The sequence below is a fragment of the Providencia sp. wls1943 genome (assembly GCF_009706275.1).
GTDB lineage: Bacteria > Pseudomonadota > Gammaproteobacteria > Enterobacterales > Enterobacteriaceae > Providencia > Providencia zhijiangensis.
Genome location: NZ_WLTU01000007.1, coordinates 305,239 through 320,556, shown reverse-complemented (window position 1 = coordinate 320,556; position 15,318 = coordinate 305,239). Strand labels below are relative to the sequence as shown.

Annotated in this window: 13 protein-coding genes; 10 read left to right on the top strand and 3 right to left on the bottom strand. The window is 41.4% G+C overall.

Annotation, left to right across the window (positions count from 1 at the left end; translation table 11 throughout):
* The first annotated feature begins 6 nt into the window (after positions 1–6).
* The 5 genes from prc (at position 7) to GKR48_RS03565 (ending at position 7,590) form a co-directional block, all read left to right on the top strand.
* The gene (gene prc, locus GKR48_RS03585; RefSeq protein WP_154627055.1) at positions 7–2,052 is read left to right on the top strand and encodes a carboxy terminal-processing peptidase; all 2,046 of its coding nucleotides are present in this window, start codon (positions 7–9) and stop codon (positions 2,050–2,052) included.
* A gap of 224 nt (positions 2,053–2,276) precedes the next feature.
* Positions 2,277–3,014: a cell envelope biogenesis protein TolA gene (locus tag GKR48_RS03580; RefSeq protein ID WP_154627054.1), complete on the top strand. Its 738-nt coding sequence runs from the start codon at positions 2,277–2,279 to the stop codon at positions 3,012–3,014.
* Between the two features lie 190 nt (positions 3,015–3,204).
* Complete coding sequence (htpX, locus tag GKR48_RS03575) at positions 3,205–4,089, top strand: protease HtpX (protein WP_036954871.1); 885 nt, start codon at positions 3,205–3,207, stop codon at positions 4,087–4,089.
* Positions 4,090–4,962: 873 nt separating this feature from the next.
* On the top strand, positions 4,963–6,093 hold the full coding sequence (locus GKR48_RS03570) for a M20 family metallopeptidase (protein ID WP_154627052.1): 1,131 nt from the start codon (positions 4,963–4,965) through the stop codon (positions 6,091–6,093).
* Between the two features lie 42 nt (positions 6,094–6,135).
* A complete protein-coding gene (locus GKR48_RS03565) occupies positions 6,136–7,590 on the top strand; it encodes a YfcC family protein (RefSeq protein WP_154627050.1) in 1,455 nt (484 codons plus the stop codon).
* A 273-nt stretch (positions 7,591–7,863) separates the two neighbouring features.
* Here the strand turns inward: GKR48_RS03565 and GKR48_RS03560 are convergent, their stop codons facing one another.
* Positions 7,864–8,085 (bottom strand): DUF2594 family protein, encoded by a 222-nt coding sequence (locus tag GKR48_RS03560; protein ID WP_154627048.1) that lies wholly within the window; start codon positions 8,083–8,085, stop codon positions 7,864–7,866.
* Between the two features lie 238 nt (positions 8,086–8,323).
* Between GKR48_RS03560 and GKR48_RS03555 the strand changes: the two genes are divergently transcribed.
* From GKR48_RS03555 to GKR48_RS03545, 3 genes are all read left to right on the top strand, one after another.
* On the top strand, positions 8,324–9,523 hold the full coding sequence (locus GKR48_RS03555; RefSeq protein ID WP_154627045.1) for a sugar transporter: 1,200 nt from the start codon (positions 8,324–8,326) through the stop codon (positions 9,521–9,523).
* 107 nt (positions 9,524–9,630) lie between these two features.
* Positions 9,631–9,963 (top strand): DMT family transporter, encoded by a 333-nt coding sequence (locus GKR48_RS03550; protein ID WP_154627043.1) that lies wholly within the window; start codon positions 9,631–9,633, stop codon positions 9,961–9,963.
* 56 nt (positions 9,964–10,019) lie between these two features.
* Positions 10,020–10,325, top strand: coding sequence for a DUF333 domain-containing protein (locus GKR48_RS03545; protein WP_154627041.1), 306 nt, complete (start codon positions 10,020–10,022; stop codon positions 10,323–10,325).
* A gap of 65 nt (positions 10,326–10,390) precedes the next feature.
* Here the strand turns inward: GKR48_RS03545 and dsbB are convergent, their stop codons facing one another.
* Both dsbB and nhaB read right to left on the bottom strand, forming a co-directional pair.
* Entirely contained in the window at positions 10,391–10,906 is a 516-nt protein-coding gene (gene dsbB, locus GKR48_RS03540; protein ID WP_036954894.1) for a disulfide bond formation protein DsbB, read from the bottom strand.
* A 166-nt stretch (positions 10,907–11,072) separates the two neighbouring features.
* Entirely contained in the window at positions 11,073–12,623 is a 1,551-nt protein-coding gene (gene nhaB / locus GKR48_RS03535; RefSeq protein WP_036956457.1) for a sodium/proton antiporter NhaB, read from the bottom strand.
* A gap of 220 nt (positions 12,624–12,843) precedes the next feature.
* On the opposite strand from nhaB, the gene fadR reads away from it, so the two are divergent.
* Both fadR and GKR48_RS03525 read left to right on the top strand, forming a co-directional pair.
* Positions 12,844–13,560: a fatty acid metabolism transcriptional regulator FadR gene (fadR, locus tag GKR48_RS03530; RefSeq protein ID WP_036956460.1), complete on the top strand. Its 717-nt coding sequence runs from the start codon at positions 12,844–12,846 to the stop codon at positions 13,558–13,560.
* A gap of 429 nt (positions 13,561–13,989) precedes the next feature.
* Entirely contained in the window at positions 13,990–15,291 is a 1,302-nt protein-coding gene (locus GKR48_RS03525) for a D-amino acid dehydrogenase (protein ID WP_154627039.1), read from the top strand.
* Positions 15,292–15,318 lie beyond the last annotated feature (27 nt).

Genomic DNA, 15,318 nt, shown 5'->3' with positions numbered 1-15,318 from the left:
CAGGTCATGAACAAATTACTCAAAGTTGCATTTGTTGTGAGTCTCGCGACTTTCGGCACAGCAATAGCTAATACTCAGGCAGTGACTTCGGTCACTGCTGCTCAGTTACCTCTTTTAAAGCAGAATACACAACACGGTACCGTGAGTGAGCGGGTGACATCGCGTTTTACGCGTTCTCACTATCGCCAATTCGATTTAGACAAAGAGTTTTCTGGGAAAATATTTGACCGTTATCTCAATATGATTGATTACGGACACAATGTTTTACTTCAATCCGATGTTGACCAGTATGCAAAAGATAAAGCAAAAACGGGCGAATGGCTTGAAGATGGCAAGTTAGATAAGTTCTATGACCTGTATAACCTTTCTCAGCAACGTCGCTTTGAACGTTTCAAATATGCACTCGCGCGTTTAGATCAACCGATTGATTTAAACGCGACGGATTCTATTGAAGTTGATCGCACTAAAGCACCTTGGCCGAAAGATAAAGAAGAACTAGACCGTTTATGGGATCAAAAAGTCCGCTATGATTGGTTGAGTTTGAAATTAACGGGCAAAGATGACAAAGAGATCAAAGACAAGCTGACTAAGCGTTACAATTTTGCATTGAAACGCTTATCTCAGGCACAAAGCGAAGACGTATTTCAATTAATCATGAATGCGTTTGCTCGCGAAATTGACCCTCATACTAGTTATTTATCACCTCGTAGCACTGAACAATTTAACTCAGAAATGAGTTTATCTCTTGAGGGGATTGGTGCTGTATTACAACAAGATGATGATAATACGACAATTAATTCTTTAGTTGCAGGTGGTCCTGCGGCTAAAAGTAAAGAGTTAAAAGTCGGCGATAAAATTATCGGTGTCGGTCAAGTTGGTAAGCCTATTGTTGATGTTGTGGGCTGGCGTTTAGATGACGTCGTCGCGTTAATCAAGGGACCAAAAGGCAGCCAAGTTCGTTTAGAAGTCGTTTCAGACACGAAAGGTGCTAAGCCACGTATCGTGACAATTGTTCGCGAACAGATCCGACTGGAAGATAGAGCGGTAAAACTGTCTATCAAACAGCAAGGTAAAGAGAAAGTTGGTGTATTAGATATTCCAGGTTTCTATGTTGGTTTGACCAACGATGTCAAAACTGAACTACAAAAAATGGCAAAAGAGAATGTATCGGCTCTGATTATTGACCTGCGCGGTAATGGCGGTGGGGCATTAACAGAAGCGGTTGCATTATCTGGATTGTTTATTAACAAAGGGCCTGTTGTTCAAGTTCGTGATAACAATGGTCAAGTTCGCCAAGATGCGGATGACGATGATGTTATCTATTACAAAGGTCCATTAGTGGTTCTGGTTGATCGCTTTAGTGCTTCTGCATCAGAAATTTTTGCTGCAGCAATGCAAGATTATGGCCGCGCTTTGATTGTGGGCGAACCGACTTTTGGTAAAGGAACGGTACAGCAGCATAGAAGTTTAAGCCGCGTTTATGATCAAATGCTTAAACCAGAATGGCCATCATTAGGTTCAGTGCAATACACTATCCAGAAGTTCTATCGTGTAAATGGTGGAAGTACTCAGCGTAAAGGCGTGACGCCAGATGTGGTCATGCCAACAGGGCAAGATCCAGCAGAAACAGGTGAAAGCTTTGAAGATAACGCATTGCCTTGGGATAGCATCCCAGCTGCAAATTACACTAAATCTGGGGACATCAACGCTGATTTATCACCGATTAAAACCAAGCATTTAGCTCGTATCAGTGTTGATCCTGAATTCAAATATATCGATGAGGATATTGCGCGTTACAAGTCTTTGAAAGCGACGAAAAATCTGATTTCTCTGAACTATGCTCAGCGTCAGAAGGAAGATAATGAAATTGATGCGACCAAACTGAAGCGCATTAATGAGCGCAATGCGAAACTTGGCAAGCCATTATTGAAGTCGATTGATGATTTACCGAAAGATTACGAAGCGCCAGATCCGTATTTAGATGAAACGGTGAAAATGGCAATAGACCTTTCGAATCAGAACACTAAGATGCTTTCTGGTGCCAAGCAGTAAAAATAAAGAGTATTTTCTAGAGCCAGCGCAAGCTGGCTTTTTTATATCTAAAAATACTATAATTGGTTGATTTTAAAATGATTTGTTTTATTTGGTGTTTTATCTACAGACTTAAATTCAACTAAACTTAAATTTTTATTTAAAATATTATTGGGTTTTCTTTCGCTTTTTCAAAAGTATCCTACACTTCAGTTAGTAATATCCCTTATTAATGAGGCAAAATAATGCGTAAATTATCTGTAGGTTTATTAACTGTCATGGCGGTCATGATGTCGTCAATGGGTTCTGCGAATGCAAGTAACTACCCTTGTTCAGGCGCTAAAGGCGGAATTGCTCGTTGTGATGGCGGGCAATTTATCTGTAATGACGGAACAACCAGTCGTTCGGAGCAAGTCTGTACAAATGAACTAAAAAACTCAATCAATAAAAATGCAGGTATTGGTGCGGGTATTGGGGCGGGTGTGGCAAAGCAGTCCAGCAAACCATCAGCGGTAGATTCTATCAAAGAGACAGGTGACAACATGAGTAAAACTGCAAAAGATAAAGCATCAAAAGCAACTGATAAGGCTAAAGCAGCTGAGAAGGAAACATCGAAAGCTGTGAAAGATAAGGCAAAAGCGACGGAGAAAGAAACCTCTAAAGCGGTAAAAGAGAAAGCAGATAAAGCCAAGACTAAAGAGAAGGAAACCTCTAAAGCGGTGAAGGAAAAAGCCGACAAAGCTAAAGCGGTAGAAAAAGACACAACCAAAGCAGCAAAAGATAAAGCTGACAAAGCTAAAGCCGACAAGGCTAAAGCCGATAAAGCTAAAGCCGATAAAGCTAAAGCTGACAAAGCTAAAGCTGACAAAGCTAAAGCTGACAAAGCTAAAGCTGACAAGGCTAAAGCTGATAAAGCTAAAGCTGCTGCAAAAACAACCGCAAAGGTTTCTAAGGGCAAACCAACTAAAGGAAAAGTGAGCTGATCATTTTCTCGTAGTGCCTTATCGTTATCATTTAAATGCCGTTTATTAAAACGGCATTTTTTATTCCCGTGTGTAAAGATATGTTATTTTATGATTTTTTCCTGTTAATGGGCTTGAAATGGTGTGAAAAAACCTTATTTATAAAGTAAATTTGTCGTGATGTTTGTTTTGACCAAGGAACCTATAAAAAATGATGAGAATTGCTTTATTCTTGCTCACAAACTTAGCTGTTATGTTTGTGTTCGGGATTATTTTGAGTTTAACCGGGATACGTGGAAGTAGTGCTCAGGGTCTGCTGATCATGGCAGCACTGTTTGGTTTTGGTGGTGCATTTGTGTCACTACTCATGTCCAAATGGATGGCGCTGAAGTCCGTTGGTGGTGAAGTTATCGAACATCCACGTAATGAGATGGAACAGTGGTTAGTTAACACCGTTAGCCGTCAATCCCAACAAGTGGGTATCAAAATGCCACAAGTGGCAATTTACCATGCACCGGATATTAACGCATTTGCAACGGGTGCACGCCGTGATGCCTCTTTAGTTGCGGTAAGTACAGGGTTATTGGAAAACATGAGCCGTGATGAGGCTGAAGCCGTTATTGCTCATGAAATCAGTCATGTCGCTAACGGTGATATGGTTACCATGACCTTACTGCAAGGTGTTGTGAATACCTTCGTTATCTTTATTTCTCGTATTTTGGCGCAAGTTGCGGCTGGCTTTATGTCAAACAATAATGACAATGAAAGTGAAAGCAGCAATGGTAACCCAATGGTTTATTTTGCCGTTTCGATGGTATTAGAAATCGTGTTTGGTATTTTAGCGAGCATCATTACGATGTGGTTCTCTCGTTACCGCGAGTTCCATGCAGACGCAGGTTCTGCCAAATTAGTTGGTAGAGAGAAAATGATTGCTGCACTGCAACGCCTGAAAACGAGCTATGAGCCGCAAGAAGAAGGGCGCTTGATGGCATTTTGTATCAACGGCCGCGGTAAAGCATTTAGCGAACTGTTTTTATCTCACCCACCATTAGATAAACGTATTGAAGCATTACGTTCAGGCCAGTATCTGAAATAGCCTACGGTGTTAATGTGGTAAATGAAAGGGAAACATGATGTTTCCCTTTTTTATTACCTATCCTACCTCTATCCCCGCGGTATTTGATTTATCATTTTATCTAACTATTCCAGCGAATAGTGCCAGCAAGGTGGTACGCCTGTAGAAGAAAGGTATATCGCATTTTATGCTGAAGAGAGCTAAATAAACATACTGAAAGAAAATCGCACCTAAATTGAATGTCATTAAACTCTCAGTTTAAAAACTCCGTATGTTTTTTAGGCGCTGATGTTTATTTATCTTATAAATGTTGAATAAATAGACTAAATACTCCTTTGTGATTATTTTAATTTAAATAAAGTTAAATGATGAATACGCTTTATTGGCGTTAAATAACGTAAATAAAAAAAATAAAGACCGTGTGTAATGCTACATATTTATGGTTAACTAAAATTAATAGCATGCCATTAATTTTTGAAAATTATTTACCATAATTAATATATTGATTATGATTATTTTTATAATTCCTTTCTGTAACTATTACTTTTTTAAAGATTCAAAAAATAATGCATAGTTATGCGTTAATAATTATTTGTAATTTATTTGTCTATTATGTTATGGTGCAAAAGTATCCTTTTTAATCAAGCTAAATGTCGGATTATCATAGGGTTGTTCCACCTTGGGTTAAACTCCTAGTTACTCGCCATTGTTGTTTATGCATTAATAATGCATAGATGGCGGTGTGTTTTTACGCGTCAAATGGAATATATCGATAATATTATCGCCTATGAGTAATAAACATTTCATTTTGTTTGGAATAAAAGTCTTATCGTGCGGGGCCAATTTCCTCATTGAAATATCTCGCCATAAAATAATAAATAATAGGAACTCAACATGCACAATGAATTTTTAGTACACGAAGCAGAGATGCTGGAATTATTAGAGAAAGTGGTTAATACCGAATCCGGTTCATACGATAAAGAGGGTGTTGATAATCACGCGGCATTTTGGTGTGAACGCTACCAATCAATGGGCTTTGAAGTTGAGATAATCCCAAATGAAAAATTAGGTAATAACTATCGCATTTATCACCCATCCACCACACCTGAAATTTTGATTTTACTGCATCTTGATACTGTATTTCCAAAAGGAACCGTAGCGGAAAGACCATTTAGCATTGAGGGTGATAGAGCCTATGGTCCCGGTGTTATCGATATGAAAGGCAGCCATGTCATGGTGCATCAGGTGATCAAACAGCTTTATGCCACCAACGATGAGCGCTACAAAAAAATTGAAGTGCTGCTGAACTGCGACGAAGAGATTGGTTCTATTTCGTCACGGTCGCTCATCGAGCAATGTGCAAAAAGCAAACGCTATGCGCTAGTGATGGAGCCAGCACGTGCGAATGGTGCCATTGTTAGCGCCCGTCGCGGTGTGGGAACCTATGTTCTGACCATTCAAGGGAAAGCCTCTCACTCAGGTATTGCTCCTGAAGCTGGGATCAGCGCTATCCAAGAACTTGCTTTTAAAATCCAAAGCTTACATGCACTTTCTCAACATGACAAAGGGCTTTCGGTGAACGTGGGTCTGATCACAGGTGGAACATCCGTGAATACCGTCGCGCCAAATGCGCGAGCAGAAATTGATGTGAGGATCTCTTCTGAGCAGCAAGGTATTGAAATAGATAAGAAAGTACGTGAAGTGTGCAGCCAGCCCGTTCTAGAAGGCATTCAGCTTTCATTGACCGGCGGGATCAACCGTCCACCAATGGCAAAAACGCCAGAAAGCGCCGCGCTTATCGACATCATCAAACAAGAAGCCGACAAACTGGCGATCACTCTGGTAGATGTCTCTACAGGCGGCGGTTCTGATGCTTCATTTACCGCAGGAGTGGGGACACCAACGGTAGACGGTTTAGGCCCAATTGGCGGCTATCAACATAGTGACAAAGAGTACCTCGAAATTCCCTCTTTAACTGAGCGCGCTCAGTTATTTTTCAATGTGTTAAAACGCATTACGCAGTAATTATGGCTAACAAAACAAATAATAATCCAACAGGATAAATCTATGGCAACATCCATACCAACAACATCAAAAGCAACATCAACAACACCACAAAAAAAGCGTTCTGATGGGATAAACCCGTATGTATTGCTCTTTTTCATCTTAGTAGCGGCAGCGGTTGCGACTTGGATCGTTCCGGCAGGGCAATACGCCTCTGAAACGAAAGTAATCACGACTATCAAAGATGGCGTGGAAACCCAAGTTAAGAGTTCCTATACCATTCCGGGGAGTTATGAGCGCTTACCTGAACAGCATGGCGTTCTACCAGGGCAGGTTTTCACGTCGATTGCAGACGGGCTAGTTAAAGCGGCTCCGATCATTTTCCTGATTATCTTTACTGGCGGTGCGTTACATCTGCTTGAAACGACGGGCGCAATCAACAAAGTTCTGAGTAATATTTCACGCAGTAAAAAGCTCAATGACTTTTTGTTGATCACTATCTTCTTTGTGGTGTTTTCCATTTTGGGCACGACAGGGATTGTGGTGAATTCGATAATTGCATTCGTACCAATAGGTTTATTGGTGGCAAAGTCTGTCGGAATGGATGACAAGTTTGGCGCAGCGATTGTCTATGTTGCGGCTTACTCCGGCTTTAACGCCTCAGTAATGGCACCGATGACAGTCGGGTTATCTCAAGGTTTAGCTGACGTTCCACTGCTATCGGCATTTGGCTTTCGTACTGTGGTTTATATTAGCTTTGTGGTTGCAGGGATTATCTTCTTAACGCTGTACGCGAAGAAAAGCCGCCGTCAAGGGATGGTTCGCCCAGAAGTGCAAATTGATGATAGCCAATTTGAGACCTCAAAAATCTCTTTACGCCACGTCATTACATTATCCTATGCCGCATTCTGTTTAATTGGCTTTATTTTTGGTGCGATTGAGTGGGGTTGGGGCGAGAAAGAGATGATGGCCATGTTTATCATCTTAGGCGTGGGTGTGGGCGTACTGAACAGAATGTCACCAAATGATATTGCAACCGGCTTCCTGAAAGGCTGTGCTGGCATGGTTGGTGGGGCATTTATCGTTGGTATGGCGCGTGCGATTGCGATTGTATTAGCGGATGGCATGATCTTAGACACCATCGTGAATTCGATTATTTCTCTGATGGATGGCTTACCGAAAACATTATCTGCGCTTTCTATGTTCGGTACAGCAGCGATTATGCACTTCTTTATTTCTTCAGGTTCCGGGGAAGCGGCAGTTTTAGTGCCTATTTTCACCCCAATGGGCGATCTGTTAGAAATCACTCGTCAAACGACTGTTCAAACAGTATTAATGGGCGAAGGTGTCGTGAACTGTATTAACCCAACGTCAGGTATTTTGATGGCAGTATTAGCGACGTCGAAAATCCCATATACCAAGTGGCTGAAGTTTATCTGGCCGCTGGTATTAACTTGGATCATTATTTCGATTATCTCGATTGTTTACGCAGTCATGACGAATTTAGGCCCGATTTAAGTCCGTTTATTAGGTTATTTAGACAGATAGGGTATTTATTAAAGCGCTACTCGAAAGAGTGGCGTTTTTTGTTTTTGGGTATGAATTATTTGGTAGGGTTTTAGGTAAAAAAAAGCCCCCTTCATAGGGATCTGAAGGGGGAGCTAAATGAATAAAGAATGGTTTAATTCGAGATCAAAGATAAAGGATTCTAGTGAACGAAACTTAGGTTTTTGTGCACTTTAGTTCGCTGTTTTGAGTTAGCGCTTAGAATCGCATTTATCGCTAAAGCTCTTATTGACGATAACCAGTCTTGATTTGTTCTAAAATGTTTTTGTAAGTCTCAGCTTGCTTCTCATCTTCTATCGAAGCGACTTCGCGTTGCATTTTGATCAAAATTTTACCCGCGTCAGCCTGACCGATAGCTTTAAGCATATGAGTAACAAGATTTTTTAAACAAGTTATTTCGTCTGCTAATGCGTTTACGTCTGGCTCAGTTGGAAAATGGGTTTTCATTTAGGAATTCCTGTAAGAATAAAAAGTAATTTGCAGATTGTAGCATAGAAGAAATGATTCTGTCGCTTTTCAAACTGACATGAAAATTAAAGGGGAGTAACTGTTTCTCTATGAAAAAACAGTGTGAACATGATAGTTTTCAATCCTTTAAAGATGAATGGTGAATGTGATATTATTCACAAAAATGTACTGAAGGCTGTCATTGGCCTTAATTATCATCAACAGGATGTCGTAAACCATGTCCCAGGTTTCTCGAAGCACTGCGTGGATCCGTGTATTGGCGCTTTCCGTTGCGGCTTTTGTCTTTAATACTACTGAATTTGTTCCCGTCGCATTACTGAGTGATATTGCCGAAAGTTTTGATATGACCGTTGCCCATACAGGGCTGATGATCACCATTTATGCGTGGGTTGTCGCAGTGATGTCTTTACCATTAATGCTGATGACGGGGAAATTTGAGCGGCGAAAATTACTGGGGATTTTGTTTGTTGTCTTTATTCTCAGTCATATTTTATGTGGGATTGCGTGGAATTTTGAAGTGCTGATTATTGCGCGTATCGGTATCGCGTTATCTCATGCAGTTTTCTGGTCGATTACAGCATCATTGGCGATCCGTGTCGCGCCTGCGGGTAAAAAAGCGCAAGCATTGGGCTTGCTCGCCACGGGAACGGCACTGGCGACGGTGTTGGGATTACCATTAGGGCGAGTGATTGGGCAATGGATGGGCTGGCGGGTGACATTCTTGTGTATCGGCGTACTGGCGTTATTCACCCTGATTGCGTTATTGCGATTCTTACCTCGTTTACCGAGCGAACATTCCGGTTCGTTAAAAAGCCTACCGATTCTGTTTAAACGCCCCGCATTGATGGGTGTCTTTGTGTTAATCACCGTCGTCATTACGGCTCATTTTACTGCGTATAGTTATATTGAGCCGTTTGTACGTGATATTGCCTTACAGAGTCAAAATTTTGCCACACTCTTATTATTAATTTTTGGTGGGGCTGGCATTTTTGGTAGCGTCTTGTTTAGCCGCTACAGTAGCCGCTTTACTCTCTCATTTTTACCGGTATCGATGGCCTTACTGACACTTTGTTTAGTGTTATTTATGCCATTAAGTGGTGATGTTTGGACGTTGATTGGTACCTGTATATTCTGGGGAGTGGCGATTATGTGCATTAGCCTCGGGATCCAAGTGAAGGTTCTGGATTTGGCGCCAGATGCGACCGATGTGGCGATGTCGATTTTCTCTGGATTATTTAATATTGGTATTGGTGCTGGGGCATTATTAGGAAACCAAGTTATTACCCATATGGGAATGACTAATATTGGTTATGTGGGAGCGATTATCAGCCTTTTAGCATTCTCTTGGTGTGTGTTTATCTACACTCGCTATCGCTCAGCTTTTGCAGGAAAACAGTCAACTGCTGCTAATTATTAAGCTAGATTTATTCATTGTGCGCTGTACTAATTAAAGGTTAGTACGGTGCTTTTTTGTGTGTTAAATTTCTGCCAAATTTTAGGTGAAAGAATAGAGAAAGGTGAACAATGAAAGGATTGGGCTTCTTATTAATGTCCATTATTGCGGAAGTGATCGCGACAACAACGTTAAAAGCGTCGGATGGTTTTAGCCGTTTTTGGCCCTCTTTAGTGGTTATCATTGGCTATGCAGTCTCTTTCTGGGGGCTTTCCCAAGTTGTGAAGGTAATGCCGTTGGGTATCGCGTATGCCATTTGGTCAGGATTGGGAATTGTGTTGGTTTCTGTGGTGGCTATCTATATTTATAACCAAAAACTCGATTTACCCGCAATTATTGGTATGCTATTAATTATCATTGGTGTATTGGTCATCAACCTGTTTTCTAAAAGCGGCACCCATTAATCAGGTTCAAAACATAATGGGATGCAAAACAGCGCTGATACTATCGGAGAAAGAGAATGAAAAGGAAACGTCAGGCGCTGTTAAAAGCAGTCGTGGCAATGGGTTCAGCTACCGTGTTATCCATTTTACTTTCAGCGTGCAGTAGCCCTGATAACAGTAAGATGACAAGAGCAGAAACATCCGGTTCTCAATATGCTCAACAAGTGGTGAATTTGGGCCCAGGTGCACAAGAAGCATGCACTTCAGCGGGTGGGTTACCTTCACTGAATTTAGAACTCAATGGTGAAAAGACCCCAGTTTGCCAGTTTGCAAATGGGCGCCGTTGTGCCGTTTCGGCAATTCGTAGTGGGGCCTGTATCTAAGTATTTTGGTGAGCTAATGATTTGAATCGCCCATCAAGCACAGTTGATGGGCGAAAAGAGAAAGGTTATTTTTTGCTTGGGAAGAAGAGGCTGATTGCAACGATGATGCCAACTAAGATGTAAGCTGCAAAAATACCAACTAACCACTGCGGCATGTCTAACCCTAAGAATGCCCACTGTCTAACCGCACAATCCCCTGTCGCTTCAAACACAGAAGGTACCCATTCTTGCAGCGGTAACCAGTCTGGGAAATTGACAAAGAAATCACAGGATGCAAACGGAGACGGGTAAAGTTGCAGCATGGTATGTTCCCATGAAAGGTCTAATCCACGCCAACCCGCATACAGCCAAACCACAATCGCAATCACTTTAACGACGGTGCTTTTCGGTGCAATCGCCCCGATTAAACCTGCAGCAATAATTCCCATCAATGCAACGCGCTCATAGATACACATTACACAAGGTTGCAGTTTCATAATATGTTGGAAATACAGAGCAGCACATTCAAGCATAAAAGCAGTGAATGCCATAAGCAGCCAAGCTGACCGTCCTTGAGAACAGTAATTAAAAAATCTGAACATAATAAATTCCCTTCATTAATAATCGGCTTATTTTGCCTCTATCTAGGTGATAAAAAAAGCAGCAAAATCAGATTAGAATAAGATTAGCTTAGTTTTTACGTTTTATTACAAAAAAAGCCGCATAAATATGCGGCTTTAAATTCAGAATCTGAACAATCAATATCGATCAACGTGGAATAGAAATTAACCCTAAGCTTTCCATCCAATCAGTTAATGGGATAAGCCAGAGCTCAACACCTAACAGACCGACGATGGTCATCACAACCGTAAATGGTAATGCCATCCAAACCATTCTACCGTAAGACAGACGAATCAGTGGCGACAGTGCAGAAGTTAACAGGAACAGGAAGGCGGCTTGTCCATTTGGCGTTGCAACCGACGGCAAGTTTGTTCCGGTGTTAATCGCGACCGCTAAGTGCTGGTACTGCTCAGCGGAAATTAAACCCGCATTCGCGGCTTTCAGTGCTTCGGTAATGTATACGGTGCCGACAAACACGTTATCTGATACCGCAGAGAGCAATCCGTTAAACAGATAGAACAGGGATAGCTGCGATGATTCAGAGGATTGCAGCACATACTGAATAAATGGCGTAAATAGCTGTTGGTCAATGATCACGGCGACAACACTGAAAAAGACCGTCAGTAGGGCAGTAAACGGCAAGGCTTCTTCAAAGGCTTTTCCGAGCGCGTGTTCTTCAGTGATCCCACAGAATGTCGTGGCAAGAATGATGACGGACAGACCAATCAGACCCACTTCAGCAAGGTGAAATGCCAACGCAAGAATTAACCAAATACCGATAAGACCTTGGACGATAAGCTGTGCTTGCTCTTTCTTACTGCGCTTAGCACTCATTTTTTTGTCGTGTTCGGTTAATACTTGGCGCACGGTATCCGGCAATTCAGCCCCGTAGCCAAATACTTTGAACTTTTCAACGAGGAAACAGACCACGAGCCCACATAAGAAAACGGGGATAGTGACAGGTGCCATACGCAGATAGAAGGTAATAAAGTCCCACTCAACATGTTTTGCGATGATCAGGTTTTGGGGTTCACCCACCATAGTCATTACGCCGCCAAGGGCAGTACCGATACCTGCATGCATCATTAAGCTACGTAAGAACGCACGGAACTGTTCTAATGTCTGCTTTTTTTCAACCGTATCAATGAAGGAATCGTTTTGTAGATCCGTATTGCTCGGCTGGCTAGAGGCATATTGGTGGTAAATTGAGTAGAAGCCAATAGAAACGCTAATGACCACAGCAATGACGGTTAAAGCATCTAAAAAAGCGGATAAAAACGCACTTGCTAAGCAAAATGACAACGCTAAAATTCGTTTAGAACGGACGTTTATTAACAGCTTTGTAAACACAAATAACAGAAGTTGCTTCATAAAGTAGATGCCAGCCACCATAAAGATCAGTAACAGAACCACTTCAAGGTTATTACTGATTTCATGAGAAATCTGTGCAGGGGAAGTCATACCAATTAGCACGGCTTCAATGGCTAATAACCCGCCAGGTTGTAATGGGTAGCATTTTAGTGCCATCGCCAAAGTGAAAATGAATTCAATGACGAGTAACCAACCGGCGATAAATGGGTTAACAAAGTAGAAAACAATTGGGTTTATTATTAAGAACAAAATGATAGCAAGTTTGTACCAATCTGGAGAATTTCCCAAAAAATTCTTCAAAAATGCTCTTCTTAAACTAAAATCCATTATGATTTTTAATCCTCTTTAACTGGTGTTGTGTGACAGCGCGTTACATACTACTCTTATCTTTTATAGAATTTAAGCTTATTTACTAATAGATAATCCATTAATTATATGGGGTTTTTACGATTCACCTGCGGTTTATTGGAAAGCTAACTATCTCAGATTGTGACAATCTGGTATGCTTCCGCGTAGTCCGTCTAAAAATGTTTGGAATAATAAAAATATGGTTATTAAAGCTCAAAGTCCGGCAGGTTTTGCGGAAGAGTACATTATTGAGAGTATTTGGAACAATCGTTTTCCTCCAGGATCTATCTTACCCGCGGAGCGTGAGCTATCTGAATTAATCGGTGTAACCCGAACGACATTACGTGAAGTTTTACAGCGTTTAGCCCGTGACGGATGGTTAACTATTCAACATGGTAAGCCAACCAAGGTCAATAACTACTGGGAAACGTCAGGATTAAATATTCTGGAAACGCTGGCAAAACTCGATCACGACCGTGTGCCTCAGCTAATTGATAACTTATTGGCAGTACGTACTAATATCGCTGCTATTTTTATTCGTACCGCATTTCGTAATGATCCGGAAGCCTCATTAGAAGTGTTATCGGGTAAAGATAAAGTTGAAGACAACTCAGATGCATTTAGCGATTTGGATTACAATATTTTCCGTGGACTGGCCTTTGCGTCCGGTAACCCAATCTATGGTTTGATTATTAATGGATTAAGAGGGTTATACACGCGAGTTGGGCGTTATTATTTCTCTAACCCTGAAGCGCGCCGTTTAGCGTTAAGTTTTTACCAACAGCTGAGCAATTTATGCCGTGAGCAAGCCTATGATCGTATTATGGATTGCGTCAGAAACTACGGTAAAGATAGCGGCGTGATCTGGCACAATATGCAAAGTAATATGCCATCTGACCTCGCGAATAATATTTAACACCACCATTTTCAAACAAAAAGCCAGTGCCTTGCACTGGCTTTTTTTGTTTCCGATTAATTGATTGGTATAATCATCTGCTTAATTGAAATTTATCAATGTTATTATCTGGCGTGGTGAGTTATTCGATATTTAGCTTCTAAATATTGAAATGGAATAATCTTTTGATGAATGAATATAAAACTCTGTTTAACTCATTATTTAATCAGAATTAATTTTGGGGATTTATTTCTAATAAATTGATTTATATAGACTAAATTGATTTATCCTCTTTTTAATTGGTAGAATAAAATTTCACTGGATTTAAGGGAACCTAAATTTGATAGAGGATTTAACTTTTTTGTTAAAAATGTTAATTAACTGTATTGGAAAATAAAAGCTAGAATATTATGCTAACAGTAATTCCATTTTGTTCTCTAGAGGGGTTCTATGAAAGTTCTCGTTTTAGGTGCTGGCGTTATTGGTGTTACCACTGCGTGGTATCTAGCACAAGAAGGGCATGAAGTTTGCGTCATTGATAGGCAGCTTGATGTGGCTGAAGAAACCAGCGCAGGTAATGCCGGGCAAATCTCTCCAGGATATGCAACCCCATGGGGGGCGCCGGGGATCCCTCTTAAAGCCGTCAAATGGATGTTTGAAAAACATGCCCCTTTGGCGATAAAACCCGACGGTAGCCTGTTCCAATTACGCTGGATGTGGCAAATGCTGAAAAACTGCGACATGCAGCACTACACCATGAACAAAAGCCGTATGGTGCGGATCGCAGAATACAGTCGTGATTGTATTCGCCAACTTAGAGCAGATACTGGCATTGGTTATGAAGGTCGCCAAGGCGGTACGTTACAGTTGTTTAGAACGGCAAAACAGTTTGATAATGCGGCCAATGATATCGCGGTTTTGCAGCAAGAAGGTGTACCATACGAATTACTGACCTCAGATCAGCTCATTACAGCTGAGCCTGCATTAGCTTTTGTAAAACATAAGCTGACAGGTGGTTTACGCTTACCAAATGATGAAACAGGGGATTGCCAGCAGTTCACCAAAAAACTGGCGAAAATGGCAGAGCAAGCTGGGGTTACATTCCGCTTTGGCTGCCATGTGGAGCAAATTTTAACGGATGGCAAGCGCATCAGCGGTATTAAGGTCGATGGTGAGATTTTGCTGGCGGATCAATATGTCGTTGCCATGGGGTCATATTCCACTCAGATGTTGCAGCAATTGGTGAAGATTCCGGTTTATCCTCTGAAAGGTTACTCATTGACGATGCCAATCATCGATGAATCTCGAGCGCCGGTTTCGACTGTGTTGGATGAAACCTACAAAATAGCTGTAACACGGTTTGACCAACGTATTCGCGTTGGGGGAATGGCAGAAGTGGTTGGTTTTAATCTTGATGTACTGAAAAAACGCTGTGAAACCCTAAAAATGGTGGTGCAAGATCTCTATCAAGGCGGCGGCGATATTAATCAAGCCCAGTTTTGGACAGGATTACGACCAATGACGCCAGACGGAACCCCGATTGTTGGGCCGACAGAATTTAGCAACTTGTATTTGAATACGGGGCATGGAACCTTAGGTTGGACAATGGCTTGCGGCTCTGGCAAATTGTTGGCTGATTTAATTTCAGGGAATACGCCGGACATCGCTGCGGATGATTTATCGGTATTCAGATATACCGATGGTTTTAATACGAAATTAGTCAGTACGGGTCACTTATCGCCTGCGCGTTAATTGAGCGACGTAAAATATCAATAATAA

What these genes read in the sequence shown, in the direction of transcription:
- prc (WP_154627055.1), top strand. Translation starts at nt 7, where the DNA reads ATGAACAAATTACTCAAAGTTGCATTTGTTGTGAGTCTCGCGACTTTC.
- GKR48_RS03580 (WP_154627054.1), top strand. Translation starts at nt 2,277, where the DNA reads ATGCGTAAATTATCTGTAGGTTTATTAACTGTCATGGCGGTCATGATG.
- htpX (WP_036954871.1), top strand. Translation starts at nt 3,205, where the DNA reads ATGATGAGAATTGCTTTATTCTTGCTCACAAACTTAGCTGTTATGTTT.
- GKR48_RS03570 (WP_154627052.1), top strand. Translation starts at nt 4,963, where the DNA reads ATGCACAATGAATTTTTAGTACACGAAGCAGAGATGCTGGAATTATTA.
- GKR48_RS03565 (WP_154627050.1), top strand. Translation starts at nt 6,136, where the DNA reads ATGGCAACATCCATACCAACAACATCAAAAGCAACATCAACAACACCA.
- GKR48_RS03560 (WP_154627048.1), bottom strand. Translation starts at nt 8,085, where the DNA reads ATGAAAACCCATTTTCCAACTGAGCCAGACGTAAACGCATTAGCAGAC.
- GKR48_RS03555 (WP_154627045.1), top strand. Translation starts at nt 8,324, where the DNA reads ATGTCCCAGGTTTCTCGAAGCACTGCGTGGATCCGTGTATTGGCGCTT.
- GKR48_RS03550 (WP_154627043.1), top strand. Translation starts at nt 9,631, where the DNA reads ATGAAAGGATTGGGCTTCTTATTAATGTCCATTATTGCGGAAGTGATC.
- GKR48_RS03545 (WP_154627041.1), top strand. Translation starts at nt 10,020, where the DNA reads ATGAAAAGGAAACGTCAGGCGCTGTTAAAAGCAGTCGTGGCAATGGGT.
- dsbB (WP_036954894.1), bottom strand. Translation starts at nt 10,906, where the DNA reads ATGTTCAGATTTTTTAATTACTGTTCTCAAGGACGGTCAGCTTGGCTG.
- nhaB (WP_036956457.1), bottom strand. Translation starts at nt 12,623, where the DNA reads ATGGATTTTAGTTTAAGAAGAGCATTTTTGAAGAATTTTTTGGGAAAT.
- fadR (WP_036956460.1), top strand. Translation starts at nt 12,844, where the DNA reads ATGGTTATTAAAGCTCAAAGTCCGGCAGGTTTTGCGGAAGAGTACATT.
- GKR48_RS03525 (WP_154627039.1), top strand. Translation starts at nt 13,990, where the DNA reads ATGAAAGTTCTCGTTTTAGGTGCTGGCGTTATTGGTGTTACCACTGCG.